We start from the raw sequence: 16,046 nt of genomic DNA, 5'->3' as shown, positions 1-16,046 counted from the left end.
ACCCAAGCGTTGAAATCGGTAAAAGGGACACCGGGCCGGAATCCGTGCGGCGTTTCGACACCATCTCAGTGATCAACGGTCGTTTCCCGGATAATGGATGCCGGAAGTCGGTCGATTCGTCTTATTTGATAGAATGCCCCAACTCTCCCTACGGTTATGCAAAACCCTGAAGCCTCCGGACAGTCTACAGCCCCCTCCGAACAGGCACTCGAGTGGCTAGCCATCCTGGAATCGAAGCAGGTCTCCGAAGAATGCTTGCGCGCGTTCAGGCTCTGGCTGCATGAAAATCCCGCGCACCGGGCCGCCTGGGAAAAGACACAAGCGTTCTGGTCCGGACTCGACCGCCTGCCCGTCGAAGACATTGCCGACATTCTCGCCATGGGCGAATCCGCTTCCGCGGATACCGCCGCAAGCAGTGCCGTGGTTCCCCGCCTTCATGAAGACTCCCCGCCTGCCGATACCCGAGCGGCCACGGTCGACTCCCCCGGCCGCCGGGATCGATCGACGATCTGGCGCTCTCCCGCACGCCGACGGCTCGGTATCGCGCTCGCAGCCTCCCTGTTCCTGGCCCTGAGCTTGTGGGTTCAAAACGATCCGGCCTTCTATGCGGATCACTATACCCGGGTCGGCGAACAGCGGAATGTGACGCTCTCAGACGGCTCGACCGTACAGCTTAATACCGACACCGCAGTTTCGCTGGACTTCGCATCGGAAGCGCGCCGGCTGGTCCTGCACCGGGGCGAGGCCTATTTCCAGGTCGCCGCCGGTGCCCGACGCCCCTTCGAGGTGGCCACCGACTTCGGAACCGTCCGTGCACTGGGGACGGCCTTCAGCGTGCGCGCCGGAGACGGTTCCGCGGAGGTGACCGTATACGAACACTCGGTTTCGGTCACAGCCCAGAACGGCACGACGCTGTCCCGCCTGGGACAAGGCCGGCAGGTCCGCTTCACCGAAACCTCACTCGACCTCCCGCAGCCCGCCGATCTCCGTCGGCAAGGCGCCTGGCGCCATCGCCAGCTGGTATTCGAGGATCTCCCCCTGGCCGAGGTCGTTCGCGAACTGAACCGCTATCGGCCCGGCCGGATCACCATCCTCGACGCGGACGCGGCCCGGCAGCGCGTCACCGGCAACATCGACATCCGCACCCCGGACCTGGCGCTGCAGAGCCTCGTAGAAAGCCTGCCGGTCGCCAGCCGGAGTGTCGCCCAACGCTGGGTGTTTATCTACACGCGCTAAGGCGTCTTCCCGGCCGGCGGCTCCATGGCCACTTCGCTCCGCGTGTACTGCGCGTAAAGTAAAGTTCTATTCAAAAGAAATGAAAAATGCTCTAAAACCCGCCTCCCGCCCATGCCGTTTCCAAGAAACGGGCCGGCGTTGCCGAGCCGGCACCCGCGCCCGGATTCGGCATTCGCCGTTTTTCGTATTACTATCCCCCGACAAATAAAACGGCCGTCTTCGCTCGCTGTTCGACCAAAACGGGCGAAACGGAATCCGGATTCGATTGCAACACTGTGCGGGGCACGTGCTGCCTCGCTGTTCCGGCGGAATAGCTCATGCTGCGTATCCGATTGGCGCTGGTTGTCGCCATCTCACTGTGTTTTGTCTTCGTGCTCGGCTTTACGCTGTATTGGGGGTCTCACAAAATCGCTCAGTATTCGTCCCGCAGCCAGGCGGCTTACGAGGCTTTCGACCGCTATCAGCAGCTCTATCGGGAAGCCTATCGCTACTTCAAGCAGCGCATGGATTTGCTGCTGGTCGACCAGCAAGGCACCGCGGCCGACGTGGAAATGTCCCGCCAGCGTCTGCATGATGCGGTCGAGCGCCTGAAAAAGGCCGCGGCAACCGACTCGGCCGCAACCGACGATATCGAAGCCTGGCAATCCGGCCAGAGCGAACTGGACAGCATCGCCCGCCTGAGCGCCTCGCTCGAAGCCGGCATGCACCGGTTCGACCAGGTCGACCGCCTGCGCCAGGAAGGCCGGCGCGAAGCCGCATTGGTTCTGCTGTCCGAAGTTCTGGAAGAAGACATCGACCGCAAATTCGATCCGCTGATCGACGGCGCGATCAACCGCGAGCGGGAGCGGGCGCTAGTGGCGAGGGAGCGAATGATGGGCCTGGTCGGCCTTTCCAGCTGGATTGCCGTTAGCACGGCGCTGGTCTCCGTCATCTTCAGCATTGCCGCGGGCGCCATGCTGTTCAGAAGCATCCGCAAGCCGATCGAGGCCTTGATGCGCGGTACCGACGAAATCGCCGCGGGCAATCTGCCTTACCGCATCGCCATCGACAGCCGCGACGAATTCGGCTATCTCGCCAATCACTTCAATCAAATGGCGCAGGAACTGGAAGCCCAGCGGCGCAAGATCGGCGAGGCGCAGACCGCGCTGGAGCACAAGGTCGCCGAACGAACGCTGGAACTGAACCACCTCAATGGCGAGCTGCAACGCCTGGACCATGCGCGGCGGCAATTCTTCGCCGATATCAGCCACGAGCTGCGCACGCCGATCACCGTGATCCGCGGCGAGGCGGAAGTGACGCTGCGGGGGCGAAACAAGGATGCCGAGGAATATAAGGAATCGCTGCAGCGCATCCTCGAGCTGTCCCTGCAATTGGGCAAGCTGGTCAACGATCTGTTGTTCCTCGCCCGGGCCGAGACCGCCAATCTGCAATATGAGTGGGAGACACTGGACCTGGCCGAACTGGTGGTCAACGCATCCGAGGACATCCGCGTGCTGGCGCAGGACAAGGCGATCGAGGTGACGCTGAACCTCGCGGATGCGCCGGTTTGGGTGCGCGGCGACAAACAGCGGCTACGCCAGGTGGTTTTCATTTTGGGGGACAATGCCTGCCGTTACTCCAGGGCCGGCAGCCGGATCGCCATTTGTTTGGAAGCCGACGGCGCGGACGCCGTCTTGCGTGTCAACGATCGCGGCATCGGCATCCCGGCTCAGGATATGGAGATGATTTTCGACCGCTACTACCGCAGCACCAACGCCCGCCGCTCCAGCGACGACGGCAGCGGGCTCGGGCTGCCCGTCGCCAAAGCCATCGTGGCCGCGCACGGCGGGCAGATTTCCGTGGACAGCAGCGACGAAGCTGGAACGACATTTGCAATTTCATTGCCACAGGTCGGATCGGCCGAAAGCGCTCCCGATGCGGATGCCGATGATTTCGCAGTCCGGCGGGAGTATGCGCGGGTATCGACCGCATAGCATCCGAAACGCTTTTTCGTCGAGGTAACAAGAACTTGGACATTCTGTTGGTAGAAGACGACGAACGTATCGTCGAATTCGTCAGACGGGGGCTGAAAGCCGAGGGCTATACGGTGGATGTCGCCCGTACGGGACAGGAAGCAGCCGCGCTCGGAACTGCAGGGGCTTATCGTTTGATCATCCTGGACCGGAAGCTGCCCGACATCACCGGCGTCGAAGTGTGCGAGCGTCTGCGCGCCGATCGCGTCGAGACCCCCATACTTATGCTAACGGCCATGGACACCGTACAGGACAAGGTGACCGGACTCCGTTCCGGGGCGGACGATTACATGACCAAACCTTTTTCGTTCGAAGAGTTGCTGGCGCGCATCGAAGCGCTGACCCGCCGCACCGGGGGCGGACTCAAGACCGAGTCCAGGGAACTCCGGATCGCCGATCTGGTGCTGAACCAGGAGACCCATGAAGTCCGCCGCGGCAATCAGGTGATCGACCTGACCCCCAAGGAATTCGCCCTGCTCGAAAGTTTTATGCGGGCTCCCGGAAAGGTCCTGAGCCGAACCCGAATTCTGGAACAGGTTTGGGGCTATAGCGCCGATCCCATGACCAACGTGGTCGACGTTTACGTCCGCCAGCTGCGGCGCAAGATCGACGAAGGCTACGAGCACAAGCTGCTCAAGACGGTCAGGGGCTACGGTTACAAGCTGGATGCCTCGCGCGAGTCGGAGGCCTTTGCCCAGGGCGGCGCCTAGCTCGCCGCGGCAGGACATCAGCCGTTCGGCGGATACCCGGCCGACGTATACCGACATATCGGTTTACTTGAACCCGATTTTCGTAGATATTCTCGAAATCACGTCGCAATTCTCGTCGGACCGTCCCGCGTCGACAAGCCGAGCGAATCGGCTGCCGTTCCGTTTCCGTCGCCGACGATTCGCGGCGGTCATCCGCAACGCCGGTTCAGGCTTTACGGCGTGGGCGAGCTATAACTAATAAGGCTGTCGTGCGAATCGACGGCTTCATATTCATCACCGGGTACATCTGATGAACAGGGTTTTTCCTTGCCTGTCCGCAGGCAACAATTGGGGTGGAGGCTCCGCCGGGGGGGCATTGAATTTCGGCGGCCTCTTTTCCTTTCTCGCCATCGCTTTGCGATGGTCGCTCGCGGCTGTGGCGATCGCCCTGGCCGGACATCAGGACCTGGCGGTGGGCGATACCGTCACGGTCAGTCCCGCGGCGCCTTCGGTGCCCGCGGATGCCGGATCGGTGGACATCACGCTCACTTATTCGCGAGGTCCGAACGAGAACGTGTTAGGGACGCTGGATGTCACCTGGATAACCGCAGACGGCTCCGCGACCGCGCCGGCGGACTATAGCGGGGTGAGCGGGCAAACCAGCTTCGACCGGCTTGAAGGGCCGCTGACGCAAACTCAGACCATCACCATCCCCATCGTCAACAATCCGGACTTGACCTCGTCCAGGACATTCAGTCTCAATTTCGACTGTTTCGATACCTTTAACGAAAGCTCCTGCAGTCCCTCCCAGTTTCAGACCAGTTCCGTCACGATCACCATCACGCCGGTGGCTCCACCGCCCACCGAGCCTCCACCGTCCGAGACGACACCGCTCAGCGCCCTCCCCGGACTCACCGAAAACCAGCGCGCCGTGGCCACGGCCCTCGAAAACGCCTGCGGCGGAGCCTCCGGCGAATTGTCGCTGCGCTGCTCGGACATGCTGGGATCGAATTTGAGCGACAGCGAAAAGATTGCCGCCCTGAGCCAGATCACCCCCGAGCAGGTGGCCTCCCAAACCTCCATGCCGATGCGCATAGGCACCGGGCGCACGGCCAACCTAAGACAGCGCCTGACACTGCTGCGCCAGGGCGGCGGCGGTCTCGATCTGGCCATGAACATCGACGGCCGAAACCTTTCCTATGCCCAAATCGCCCGGGCGCTCGGAAAAGACTCCGGCGGCGCGGCGGGCGACGGGATCGACGATCCTTTGCGTGACAGCCCCCTCGGGTTTTTCGTGCAGGGCCGCTTCAACGGCGGCAACCGGGACAATACCGGCGAGGAGCGCGGCTATCGGTTCACCAGCGGCGGCCTGACCGTCGGAGCCGATTACCGGCTGACCGACAGGCTGATCCTGGGACTCGCATTCGGCTATGACGGCAGTTCGGCGGTTTTCAGCCGGGATTCCGGCGCCATGGATACCGATTCCTACCACGGCTCCTTCTACGGCAGCTATTACCTGCCGCAAGACTTTTACCTGGATTGGATAGGGAATTTCACGCGCCACGACTACGACATGAAGCGCAACATCCGCTATTCCGGCTTTTCGTCGCGGGCGCGCAGCAATCCGGAAGGCAATCAGTACGGCTTCGCCGTCAGCTTCGGCAAGGACCTCGCGATCAGCGAATGGAACCTTAACCCGTACATCCGCATGGAGTACGCCAAATTGCAGATCGACGCCTACCGGGAGCGGGGCGGTGGCGGCCTCGGCCTGGCTTTCGCCAGTCAGGACGATCATTCGCTGACCACCGACCTGGGCGCGCAGATCGGCCGCAGCTTCAGCCTGCCCTGGGCCGTGCTGACGCCGTCCATCCGCTTTGAGTGGGAACATCAGTACCAGAACGGTTCGCGCGACATTAAAGGCCGTTTTGTGGATGCCGCTCCCGGCACCGGCGGTTTTACCATCTCCAATTCGGTCCCGGACCGCGATTATTTCAATCTGGGTGGATCCCTGGCCGCCACCTTCCCCGGCGGCAATGCCGCCTTTCTGCGCTATGAAACTCGATTGGGCCAACAGGCGATTTCCAGCCATATCGTGGAAGCCGGCGTCAGAATTTCGTTCTAGAGATTGGCTGATGTGACGCCGGAGACGGCGTCGCCGTATTCCGGCCTTCGGCCGCGCCCGCCGGCGGGGCGGGCCGCGGGTCCGGACAAAACAAAAGCGGTGCCGGCCTAACGGCCGTCATTCGGTCCGAAACCTTCTCCCGTTCGCAAACGGCGCCTTCCGAAGCGCCGTTTGCGATTGAGGAAAGCACCAATCGCCATCCACGCCTCCCATACCGCAATGGGCGCACGTATACCCGCGGAGCCGGCCGTTCCCGACGAAATCCCGCCGAGAACTTTTTCATCAGGAATGGATGTCCGCCCTACCCCGCAGCGTCTTTGTCATTAAAGGGGTCCCGCTTCCCGCTTGGAAGCTACAAACCAAAGCATTCTTTCGGAACGAATTCGAACGGATCGGATGAGATCCACGCCGCGCCCGAATCGAAGCGAGTCCGATTCCAATCACAAACGACACTTCGGGGAAAATATGACGAAAGCGCACGGCAACGGAACCAAAGTCTCTCCCTGGTATGCAGTCCTGCTCGTGCTGACCGGCGCGACGGCGACAGCGGCAACCGATGCAACCGCCACCGCCGATACGACCGCCGGTTACGCCATCCCGGCGGGTTCTCTGTCCTCCGCCCTGCTCCGGTACTCCGAACAAAGCGGCCGAAAGGTCGTGTTCAGCACCGACCTGGTACGCGGCCTCGATAGCCGCGGCCTGCAGGGACAGTTCGATTCGCAGCAGGCCCTGCGACGTCTGTTGTCCGGCTCCGGCCTCGGCTACCGCGCGACCAGCACCGGCAGCGTGACCCTGGAAAGGCTGGCGGTGAATTCGTCAGAGCCGCAACCCGCAGCCGATGCGATTGCGCTCGACAAAATGACCGTCAGCGCCGAAGCGGAGGAATCCGATCCGAGCGATCCGTACAGTGAAGATTACGCCGTCCGCCGTGCCACTGCCGCCACCAAGACCGATACGCCCTTGATGGAAACGCCGGTATCGATACAGGTCGTGCCGTGGGCGGTCATAAACGACCAGAAAACGCCTAGAATCAAGGATGCGCTCGAGAATGTCAGCGGCGTGCGGCCGCAGCCGAGCCTGGGCCAGGGAAATGCATTTATCATCCGCGGATTTTCCAATCGCTCCCGTATCTACCGCAACGGGTTGGGGCTGATCAACGGTTTCGGCGGTTCGCCTGGCGAGTTCGACACCGCAAACCTGGAAAGCATCGAGGTCCTCAAAGGCCCGGCTGCCGTACTATTCGGCCGGATCGAGCCGGGAGGCCTGATCAACGTCACCACCAAGCGCCCCCTGGACGACCCCTACTACGCACTGGAACAACAGTTCGGCTCGTATGATTATTACCGCACCTTATGGGACGCAGGCGGTCCCGTCACTCAGGACCGTTCCCTGCTTTACCGCTTCTCCGGAGCGTACCAAAGCAACAATTCGTTCCGGGACTTCGTTTCGCTAGACCGCGTGATCGTCAATCCGAGCGTGACCTGGCGGATCGGCGACAGGACGGAACTGACGCTCAACGTCGAGGGATTCAACCAGGATTTCCGGGCGGATTTCGGCCTTCCCGCCATCGGGAAACGGCCGGCCTCCATACCGATCAGCCGCTCGCTGGACGATCCCAACACCCCCCAAGGAAACCTCTCCCATGCGCTGGTCGGTACGGATTTCGTACATCGCTTCAACGACGACTGGGCGGTTCGGAACCGGTTTCTGGCCACCTTCTCGAGCAACGAATCGACCTTCGTCAATCCGGCACCGGCTTTCGGCAACGCCCTGAACGAAAATACCGGGATCATGGACCGCAATATCTTCTTTCAGGAAGGCAGCACGGAGGCCTATACCACCAATCTGGACCTTACGGGCAAGTTCCGGCTTTGGGAAACCCGGCATGAGGTTCTCGTGGGATTCGATTTCACCCGCGGGTTCTCCGAGTATCACACTCAGGGCAACTGGATCGACCCGAACCCGGCCCTGGCCATCGACATCTTCAATCCCAGGGCGAGCTACGGCATACCGCGCGCCATGTACAAAGAGACGCTGGCAACGGCCGTCAACGCGCCCTTGCATTATTCCGTGGCCAAGACCGAATGGTACGGTTTGTACTTCCAGGATCACATTACCCTATGGGACAAGCTCCATATTCTGGGCGGCGGACGCTATGACTGGGCGGAGAACGGTCGCGGCCGGGGTTCTTCGTTCAATGCCGCCGAGAAGGCCCTGCCGTCCACCATCCGTAAGGACGAGGAATTCAGTCCGCGCGTGGGCATCCTCTACCAACCCTGGACCTGGCTGAGCGTTTACGGCAACTGGACCAACTCGCTGGGCGCCAACAACGGCATCTCCGCCGGCGGCGCGCCGCAGCCTCCGGAGATCAGCGAGCAATTCGAAGCCGGCATCAAGACCGAACTGTTCGACCGGCGGCTCACCGCGACTTTCGCGTTCTATCACCTCACCAAGGAGAACGTCCTGACCCAGGACCTATCCGCACCCGACCAGAACGCCAGGATTGCGATCGGCGAGGCGCGAAGCCGGGGTCTGGAACTGGACGTGAGCGGACGGATCACCGATAGCCTGAGCCTGATCGGAAGCTATGCCTACACCGATACCCGGGTCACTCGCGACCATTCCGGGCTGCAGGGAAAGCGATTGAGCAACGTGCCCGAACATGCCGGGAGCTTGTGGCTCAGGTACGACGTAAAGGAAATCGCTGCGCTCGACGGATTGAGTTTCGGTCTCGGCACCTACCTGGCCGGACAACGCCACGGCGATCCGCACAACAGTTTTCAATTGCCCGGCTACGTGCGGCTAGACGCGTTTGCCGCATACCGCTGGAATATTGGTCCCACCCGACTGACCACCCAGGTGAACATCCGCAACCTGCTCGACAAAACCTATTATGAATCCACAGATCCCGACTCCAACGTCGCGCCCCGTCTCGGGGTCTATCCGGGCGCACCGCTAACCGTACTCGGATCGCTCCGGCTAGAGTATTAAAGTCGGCGTAGCCCGGATGAAACGAAGCGAAACCGGGAGAACCGCCCAGTTTCGAATCCGCACCCTACCCAAATCCAGGTGCGCCATTTGCCACACATCTTCGAAGGTGCGGCAACTCGCTCAGGCGCTAAACCATTAATCCAAAGAGCCAAAAAGCAAATGGCCCAAACTTTGCTGTCTCGCGGAAGTCACATCCCGCACGGCATAGTTCGGATGAGTTCACAAATCGACGATTGGTTCCGTTTGTACCGCCAAGAATTGGTAAGCTGGATTGCCCGCTTCGTCCGCTGCCACGAAACCGCCAAGGACCTGGTACAGGAAACCTATTTGATCCTGGCCCGCCAGGCGACGGAGGAAACCATCGCCCAACCGCGCGGCTTTTTGTATCGCACCGCGAAGAATCTCGCCCTGGATTACCTCAGGCACCAAAAGGTCGTGGAACAATATGCCGTGGAAGCGGATGTCCGTCAGGAAGAAGCCTTCTATTCCGCCGAGCGGGCGGTAACCGCCGATAAGCAGATCGAGCGCTTCGCCGCAACTTTGGAAAACCTGCCTCCGCTGGCCCGCGAAGTGTTCTGCCTGATCAAGCTGGATGGCTTGAGTTACCGCGAAACGGCGTTGCGGTTGAATCTGTCCGAACGCCAGGTCGAGCGCCAACTCCTCAAGGCCATGCTCGATTGCCGCAAGGTTCTGGAAGAAGACTGAACATCTCGGCGGGACTACGGTGTTCCAAGTCATCTACCGAGAATAGGCGCTCGGTTCGAACATCTTATTCCGGCTACAATCGCCCCATGAACGAACGTTCCTCCCAGCCGTCTTCGTCCGAATCGGACGATGAATCCGTCATCGAGCGGGCTTACGCCTGGCTCATTCGTCTCGAATCGGGCAATCTCTCCGCAACCGAGCGGGCCGAATTCGAACACTGGATCGCCGAAGCACCGGTGCACCGCCGAGCGTTCGAGGAAGCACGGAGGCTCTGGCGGAACACCGACCTGCTCGAAGCCCTGCGCCGCACGCGACCGGCCGAAACCACGCGGCGGCGCATCGCAGGGTGGCCATGGCCAACGGTTGCGGTTGCGGTTGCGCTAGTGCTGCTGCTCCTGATCGGCTACCGCTTCGATCCTCTGACCCGCGTGCAGGCGGATCACGTCACCGCGACCGGCGAGCGAAGCACCATCGTTCTGGCCGACGGCTCCACCCTGACGCTGGATACCGCAACCGCCGTGGCCGTGGAGTTGGGCGAGACCCGCCGAATACGGCTCTTGAAAGGCGCAGTTTATTGCGAGGTCAGCCCCGACCCCGTCCATCCGTTCGTGGTCACCACCCGCAACACCGCGGCCCGTGTTCTCGGCACCCGTTTCAGCGTGCGCACCGAACACGGAGCGGATACCGTAACCGTCGCCCAGGGCTCTGTCCGGGTAACCCGTAACGCAACACCGGAAGATGCGCGGGTCCTTTACGCCGATGAACAAACCACCGCCTACACCGACCGATTCGGGGCCGTGGTCAAGACGCGGGCGCAGCCGATCCTGGCCTGGACCCGCGGCAGTCTGGTCTTCGAACAGACCCCGCTGGCCGACGCGATCGAAAGGATTCAGAGCTATCGGCGCGGCATCGTGCTCCTGCGAAACCCCAAGCTCCGCGATTTCAGGATCAGCGGGCGCTTCGAACTCGACGAACCGGACCGCATCCTCGATGCTCTGGCGAAAACGCTCCCCATCGAAGTACACCGCTATACGCCCTGGGTAACCGTCATTCGCTGAGCCATCGTTCCGAAATTCCGGAGCAAGCCTCGAACTTCGCGGACCGGAAGCCGAAGGGCGCTTTTTCGTGGCTCCGGCAAAAAATTTCTCTGCCGCGTGAGGGTTTCGTGCCGTTCAAACGTCTTAGAAGATAGTAAGGCCGTTTTCGGTCGCCGTCGGAAAAGCGGGTTCATTCAATCCGACCGGTACGGCACCCTCCGCCACTCATCGCCAAATCTTCGACCCATGGAGCGCTTTCATGAACCACGCGGATCCCTTGTCATATCCCGGCCTCACCCGCCGAAACTTTCTGATCGCCGCCGGAAGCCTGGCTTTGGCCGGCGCCGCCGGCCTGCCCCGTTTCGCCGCCGCGGCAGCCGCGCTGACCTTGCCGCCACTGCCCTACCGGGAAAATGCCCTGGCACCCGTAATCTCGGCGCGAACGCTCGGCTTCCACTACGGCAAGCACCACAAAGGCTATGTCGACAACCTGAACAAGCTCGTGGCGGGGACCGAGCTCGCCGATCTCCCGCTGGAGGAGATCATTGCCGCCACTGCCGACAAACCGGACCGGAAAGCGATCTTCAACAATGCCGCGCAAGCCTGGAATCACACATTTTATTGGCGAAGCCTCAGGCCCAAGGGCGGCGGCACGCCTCCCGCCGCTTTAAGACAGAAGATCGAGCAGTCCTTCGGCAGCGTGGACGCGTGCAAAAAGGAACTCGCCGACGCGGCCGTGACCCAGTTCGGCAGCGGCTGGGGCTGGCTGGTTCAGGACGGCGACAATCTCAGGGTGGTCAAGACCTCGAACGCGAACCAGCCGACCCCTTCGACGCTAAAACCGCTGTTGACGATCGACGTCTGGGAGCACGCCTATTATCTCGACTACCAGAATCGCCGCGCCGACTACGTGAATGCCCTGCTCGACAAGCTGATCAACTGGGAATTCGCGGCCGAGAATTTGCGCTGATCCCCGACGCAAACGGGCCTTTATTCCAAATCGCTTTCAATAAGGCATCAATTCTTTGTAGATGGCGGGTTAGGCCGCGAGGCCGTAACCCGCCGAGCAACCTCGGACCTGTCCTGAGCCAAGTCGAAGGGTCGGTGGGTTACGCTGAGCCCCGTCCTGAGCGGAGCCGAGGGGCTGACCCGCCATCGATGGGTTTCGCTTCGCTCTACCCATCCGATGAATGTCCACTCGAATGCCGACTGGAATTGGCCGACCCCTTCGATTCGCCGGTCGTAGACTCAGATCAGCTTCCCACGACCGCCGTCCGGTTTGAGCCATCGGTAAAACTCCATGGACGGTTCAGTGAAAATCCCCCATTATCATCTTCAGTAACAAACGGGGTTGATAGAAATGCGCTAATGCGCTGGGGATGGTCGCAGCACCGGGCCTTTTCCGGCCGGTACCTTTGATACCGGTGCACGAATCGGCCCGAAGGGCGGGTCCGGGTCTGAAGGATACGTGCCCGGACCGAAAACCCGAGCCGGCATCTGCCCCGCGCATATAGACGTAACCTGCAGCCGCAAAACGTCGCGCCTCAATGTTTTGCAGCATCGGGGATCTCCGGGGGGTTAGGGTATGAACAAGCGTTTTTTTCTTCCCGATCATGCCATCAGGCAGGAACTCGGATGCCTGGTTTTCACCCTGGCGCCGATCGGGATATTGCTGGCGGCTATCATGGTATTCGACTTGGGGGGATTCGGACTGGCGACGATTCCGGCCAAGTTGGCCCACCAGATTTCCCTGGTGGATCGCAACATTTCCATGGAGTTGTCCGAACTGCGCGCGCGATTGGTTTGGCTGACGGCCGTTCTTATCTTATTACGTCATCTCGATCGCAGTGGCGATCGTCAGTATTCGGATGATTCGCCTCAACATAAGCCGCCAGAGTTTTCCGTATTTCATCTTGATCATGGTTCTGCTGGGAAATAGCATCCATTGCCTACTGCGCTTTCGGCACGGTGCGCGAAAACAGCGTAAACGCGATCTTCCACCTGACCTACGGCATGTTGGAGGCATCAGGCTATTTTTCACCTTCGCAGCTCGCGGTCATTCTGGGACTGGTGACCCTGGTCAATCTGATCACCGCCTTGGCACCTTTCGCGATCATCCTGGCCGGAAGCAGTTCCATGACGCCATTTAAGGATTTGCCCCCGGATCAAGTCCTCCACTTGCTCGAAGGACGTTTCAGCCATTTGAAGAACGCCGTCAACCTGGGTTCTGCAATGCTGTTGATAGGGGTCATGCATATGCTCACCTGGCTGCGATGGCCGGTCGTCTTTCTCGGCCAGGGAAAGCTGGCCGAAGAAGCCGTCAACTGGTCGTTCACTTTAAGCATGTATTGGGGAGCGGTCTTTTCCCTGATGGTCATCTCCTTCTATGTTCCCTGCACTTTGGCCCTCTACACTCGTGCCAAGCACGAGTTCAATCGCAGTTTCCCCAGCGCCGAACATCCGGACCTCTGGAAGTATCTCGAGGGCTTCGGCATTTCACGGGACCCCATCCGTCAGCTGCCCCAGGTCATCGCCATGTTGACACCGTTTCTCGGGGGCTCCGTAGGGGCTTCACTGGCTAATCTAGGCATGCTGTCCGGATGATGGACCTACCGAAAAGCAACGTTCGCCTGGTTCGGACTCCAACGGCCAACAAAAAACCCGCCAAGCCTTGTGACCCGCGGGTTTTCCGGATTCTGCCGAACGCCTTCGGCCTCAGAATTGGCGGAGAGAGAGGGATTCGAACCCTCGATACGGTTTTGCCGTATACACGATTTCCAGTCGTGCGCCTTCGACCACTCGGCCATCTCTCCGAAAACGCGGCATTCTAATCGAAAATGTCGCGATTGTCAGCCTCCCCGTTACTCAACCGACATCCTTCCCGGCCAAGAACATCCAGGTCTCGACCACGGTGTCCGGATTGAGGGACAGGCTCTCGATACCCTCGTCCAATAGCCAGCGGGCCAGATCGGGATGGTCGGACGGCCCTTGCCCGCAAATGCCGATGTACTTGCCGTGCCGGCGGCAGGCCTGAATGGCCTGGCCGATGAGCGCCTTGACCGCCGGATTGCGCTCGTCGAATCCGCCGGCGACCAGCCCGGAGTCGCGGTCTATGCCGAGGGCGAGCTGGGTCAGATCGTTGGACCCTATGGAGAAGCCGTCGAAGATTTGCAGGAACTCGTCGGCCAGTAAGGGATTGGACGGGATTTCGCACATCATGATCCATTTGAGCCCGTTCACCCCACGCGGCAAACCGAAGCGCTGCAACAGCTCGGCAACCCCCCGAGCTTCTTCCAGGGTGCGCACGAAGGGAATCATGACCCAGACGTTTTCCAGTCCCATCTCCTCGCGCACTTTTTTCAAGGCGCGGCACTCCAGTTCGAAGCAGTCCCGGAACGACTCGTCCACATAGCGCGAGGCGCCGCGGAAACCGATCATGGGGTTTTCTTCCCGGGGCTCGTAGGCTTCGCCGCCCAAGAGATTGGCGTACTCGTTGGTTTTAAAGTCCGAGGTCCTGACGATCACCGGCTTGGGCGCGAAAGCGGCGGCGATCATGGCGATGCCTTCCGCCAGCTTGTCGACATAGAAACTCACCGGATCGGCATAACCGGCCATGCGCTCGAGGATGGCCTGCTGCAACTCGGTGGACTGACGCTCGTATTCGAGCAAGGCTTTGGGATGAACGCCTATGGTCCGGGCGATTACGAATTCGAGCCGGGCCAGGCCGACGCCATCGTTAGGCAGGGCGGAGAAAGCGAAAGCGCGCTCCGGGTTGGCCACGTTCAGCATGAGCTTGACCGGCAGCTTGGGCATCTCGTCCAGGTTGACCTTGGAAACTTCGTACGGAAGCTCGCCCTGATAGATGTAACCGGCATCGCCTTCGGCACAGGACACGGTGACCATGGTGTCGCGCTGAATCTTGCGGGTAGCGTCGCCGCAGCCGACCACGGCCGGGATGCCGAGTTCGCGGGCAATGATCGCCGCATGGCAGGTGCGTCCGCCGCGATTGGTGACGATGGCGCTGGCTCTTTTCATGATCGGCTCCCAGTCGGGATCGGTCATGTCCGTCACCAGGACGTCGCCGGGCTGCACCAGATCCATCTGCGATACGCTGGCGATGACCTTGGCGCAGCCCTTGCCGATACGATGGCCCACGCTGCGGCCCTGGGCCAGCACCTTGCCCTTCTGCGTGAGCCGGTAACGCTCCATTTCGCGCTTGACCCGGCTCTGCACCGTCTCCGGGCGGGCCTGGAGGATATAGAGTTTGCCGTCAAGTCCGTCCTTGGCCCATTCGATGTCCATCGGCCGCTGGTAATGCTGTTCGATGCGCACCGAGAGCCGCGCCAACTCTTCCGCTTCCCGATCGGTGATAGAAAACCGCTGACGGTCCGCTTCGGGCGTATCGATGGTAATCACCGACTTCACCGGATCGTAAATCATCTTCACCGCTTTTTTGCCGATGCTGCGCCGCAGTACCGCCGATTTACCGGAAGCCAGCGACGGTTTGTAGACGTAGAATTCGTCCGGATCGACCGCGCCCTGCACCACCATTTCACCGAGGCCGTAGCTCGAGGTTACGAACACGGCGTCGCGGAAACCGGATTCGGTATCCAGGGTAAAAATCACCCCGCTCGCGGCGAGATCGCTGCGTACCATCCGCTGCACGCCGGCGGACAACAGTACCTTGCGGTGCTCGAATCCCTGGTGCACGCGATAGGCGATGGCCCGATCGTTGAAGAGCGAGGCGAAAACCTGCTTGACCGCCCGCAGCACGCCTTCCAGCCCATGAACGTTGAGGTAGGTCTCCTGCTGGCCGGCAAACGATGCGGTCGGAAGATCTTCCGCCGTTGCCGAGGAGCGCACGGCTACGGAGAATTCCTTCGGCGACAATCCGGCCAATCGCTCGTAAGCTTCGGTAATGGCCTTTTCCAGCCCGGGAGTAAAAGGTGTGTTCAGAATCCACTGACGGATCGTTTCGCCCGCCCGGGCCAGCGCCGTGACGTTATCGACATCGAGCCGGTCGAGTTCGGCCCAGATGCGTTGGTCCAGTCCTTTCTGGGCCAGGAAATCCCGATAGGCTTCCGCCGTGGTGGCGAAACCGTCGGGCACCGTGACGCCCGCCTCGGAAAGCTGGCTGATCATTTCGCCCAGCGAGGCATTCTTGCCGCCTACCCGCCCCACATCGTCGATTCCTAAGGCCTCGAACCAAACCACGTATTCGTTCATCGGAGTACTCCGTCTTAATTGCCGATAG

11 protein-coding genes and 1 tRNA gene are annotated in these 16,046 nt (G+C 60.9%); 10 read left to right on the top strand and 2 right to left on the bottom strand.

Annotation, left to right across the window (positions count from 1 at the left end; genetic code table 11):
* The first annotated feature begins 156 nt into the window (after positions 1-156).
* The 10 genes from sS8_RS23030 to sS8_RS22980 all read left to right on the top strand — a co-directional run bounded on the left by sS8_RS23030 (position 157) and on the right by sS8_RS22980 (position 13,396).
* Positions 157-1,236, top strand: coding sequence for a FecR family protein (locus tag sS8_RS23030; RefSeq protein ID WP_119631816.1), 1,080 nt, complete (start codon positions 157-159; stop codon positions 1,234-1,236).
* A gap of 317 nt (positions 1,237-1,553) precedes the next feature.
* A complete protein-coding gene (locus sS8_RS23025; RefSeq protein WP_119631815.1) occupies positions 1,554-3,209 on the top strand; it encodes a sensor histidine kinase in 1,656 nt (551 codons plus the stop codon).
* 35 nt (positions 3,210-3,244) lie between these two features.
* Positions 3,245-3,958 (top strand): response regulator transcription factor, encoded by a 714-nt coding sequence (locus sS8_RS23020; RefSeq protein WP_119631814.1) that lies wholly within the window; start codon positions 3,245-3,247, stop codon positions 3,956-3,958.
* Between the two features lie 289 nt (positions 3,959-4,247).
* On the top strand, positions 4,248-6,059 hold the full coding sequence (locus sS8_RS23010; RefSeq protein ID WP_119631812.1) for an autotransporter family protein: 1,812 nt from the start codon (positions 4,248-4,250) through the stop codon (positions 6,057-6,059).
* A gap of 465 nt (positions 6,060-6,524) precedes the next feature.
* Positions 6,525-9,050 (top strand): TonB-dependent siderophore receptor, encoded by a 2,526-nt coding sequence (locus sS8_RS23005; RefSeq protein ID WP_119632970.1) that lies wholly within the window; start codon positions 6,525-6,527, stop codon positions 9,048-9,050.
* Between the two features lie 213 nt (positions 9,051-9,263).
* Positions 9,264-9,755 (top strand): RNA polymerase sigma factor, encoded by a 492-nt coding sequence (locus sS8_RS23000; protein ID WP_119631811.1) that lies wholly within the window; start codon positions 9,264-9,266, stop codon positions 9,753-9,755.
* Positions 9,756-9,841: 86 nt separating this feature from the next.
* Positions 9,842-10,813, top strand: coding sequence for a FecR family protein (locus tag sS8_RS22995; protein WP_119631810.1), 972 nt, complete (start codon positions 9,842-9,844; stop codon positions 10,811-10,813).
* Between the two features lie 238 nt (positions 10,814-11,051).
* Positions 11,052-11,762 carry a superoxide dismutase gene (locus tag sS8_RS22990; RefSeq protein WP_119631809.1) on the top strand — a complete coding sequence of 237 codons (711 nt, stop codon included), beginning with the start codon at positions 11,052-11,054 and terminating at the stop codon, positions 11,760-11,762.
* Positions 11,763-12,377: 615 nt separating this feature from the next.
* Complete coding sequence (locus sS8_RS22985; protein WP_119631808.1) at positions 12,378-12,731, top strand: hypothetical protein; 354 nt, start codon at positions 12,378-12,380, stop codon at positions 12,729-12,731.
* Positions 12,732-12,760: 29 nt separating this feature from the next.
* Positions 12,761-13,396, top strand: a complete 636-nt coding sequence (locus tag sS8_RS22980; RefSeq protein ID WP_119631807.1) for a hypothetical protein — start codon at positions 12,761-12,763, stop codon at positions 13,394-13,396.
* A gap of 118 nt (positions 13,397-13,514) precedes the next feature.
* Here sS8_RS22980 and sS8_RS22975 read toward each other — a convergent pair.
* Both sS8_RS22975 and ppsA read right to left on the bottom strand, forming a co-directional pair.
* Positions 13,515-13,605, bottom strand: a tRNA-Ser gene (locus sS8_RS22975).
* A gap of 52 nt (positions 13,606-13,657) precedes the next feature.
* Positions 13,658-16,018 (bottom strand): phosphoenolpyruvate synthase, encoded by a 2,361-nt coding sequence (ppsA, locus tag sS8_RS22970; RefSeq protein ID WP_119631806.1) that lies wholly within the window; start codon positions 16,016-16,018, stop codon positions 13,658-13,660.
* Positions 16,019-16,046 lie beyond the last annotated feature (28 nt).

Source organism: Methylocaldum marinum (assembly GCF_003584645.1).
Classification (GTDB): domain Bacteria; phylum Pseudomonadota; class Gammaproteobacteria; order Methylococcales; family Methylococcaceae; genus Methylocaldum; species Methylocaldum marinum.
This window is presented reverse-complemented; position numbering and strand designations above follow the sequence as displayed.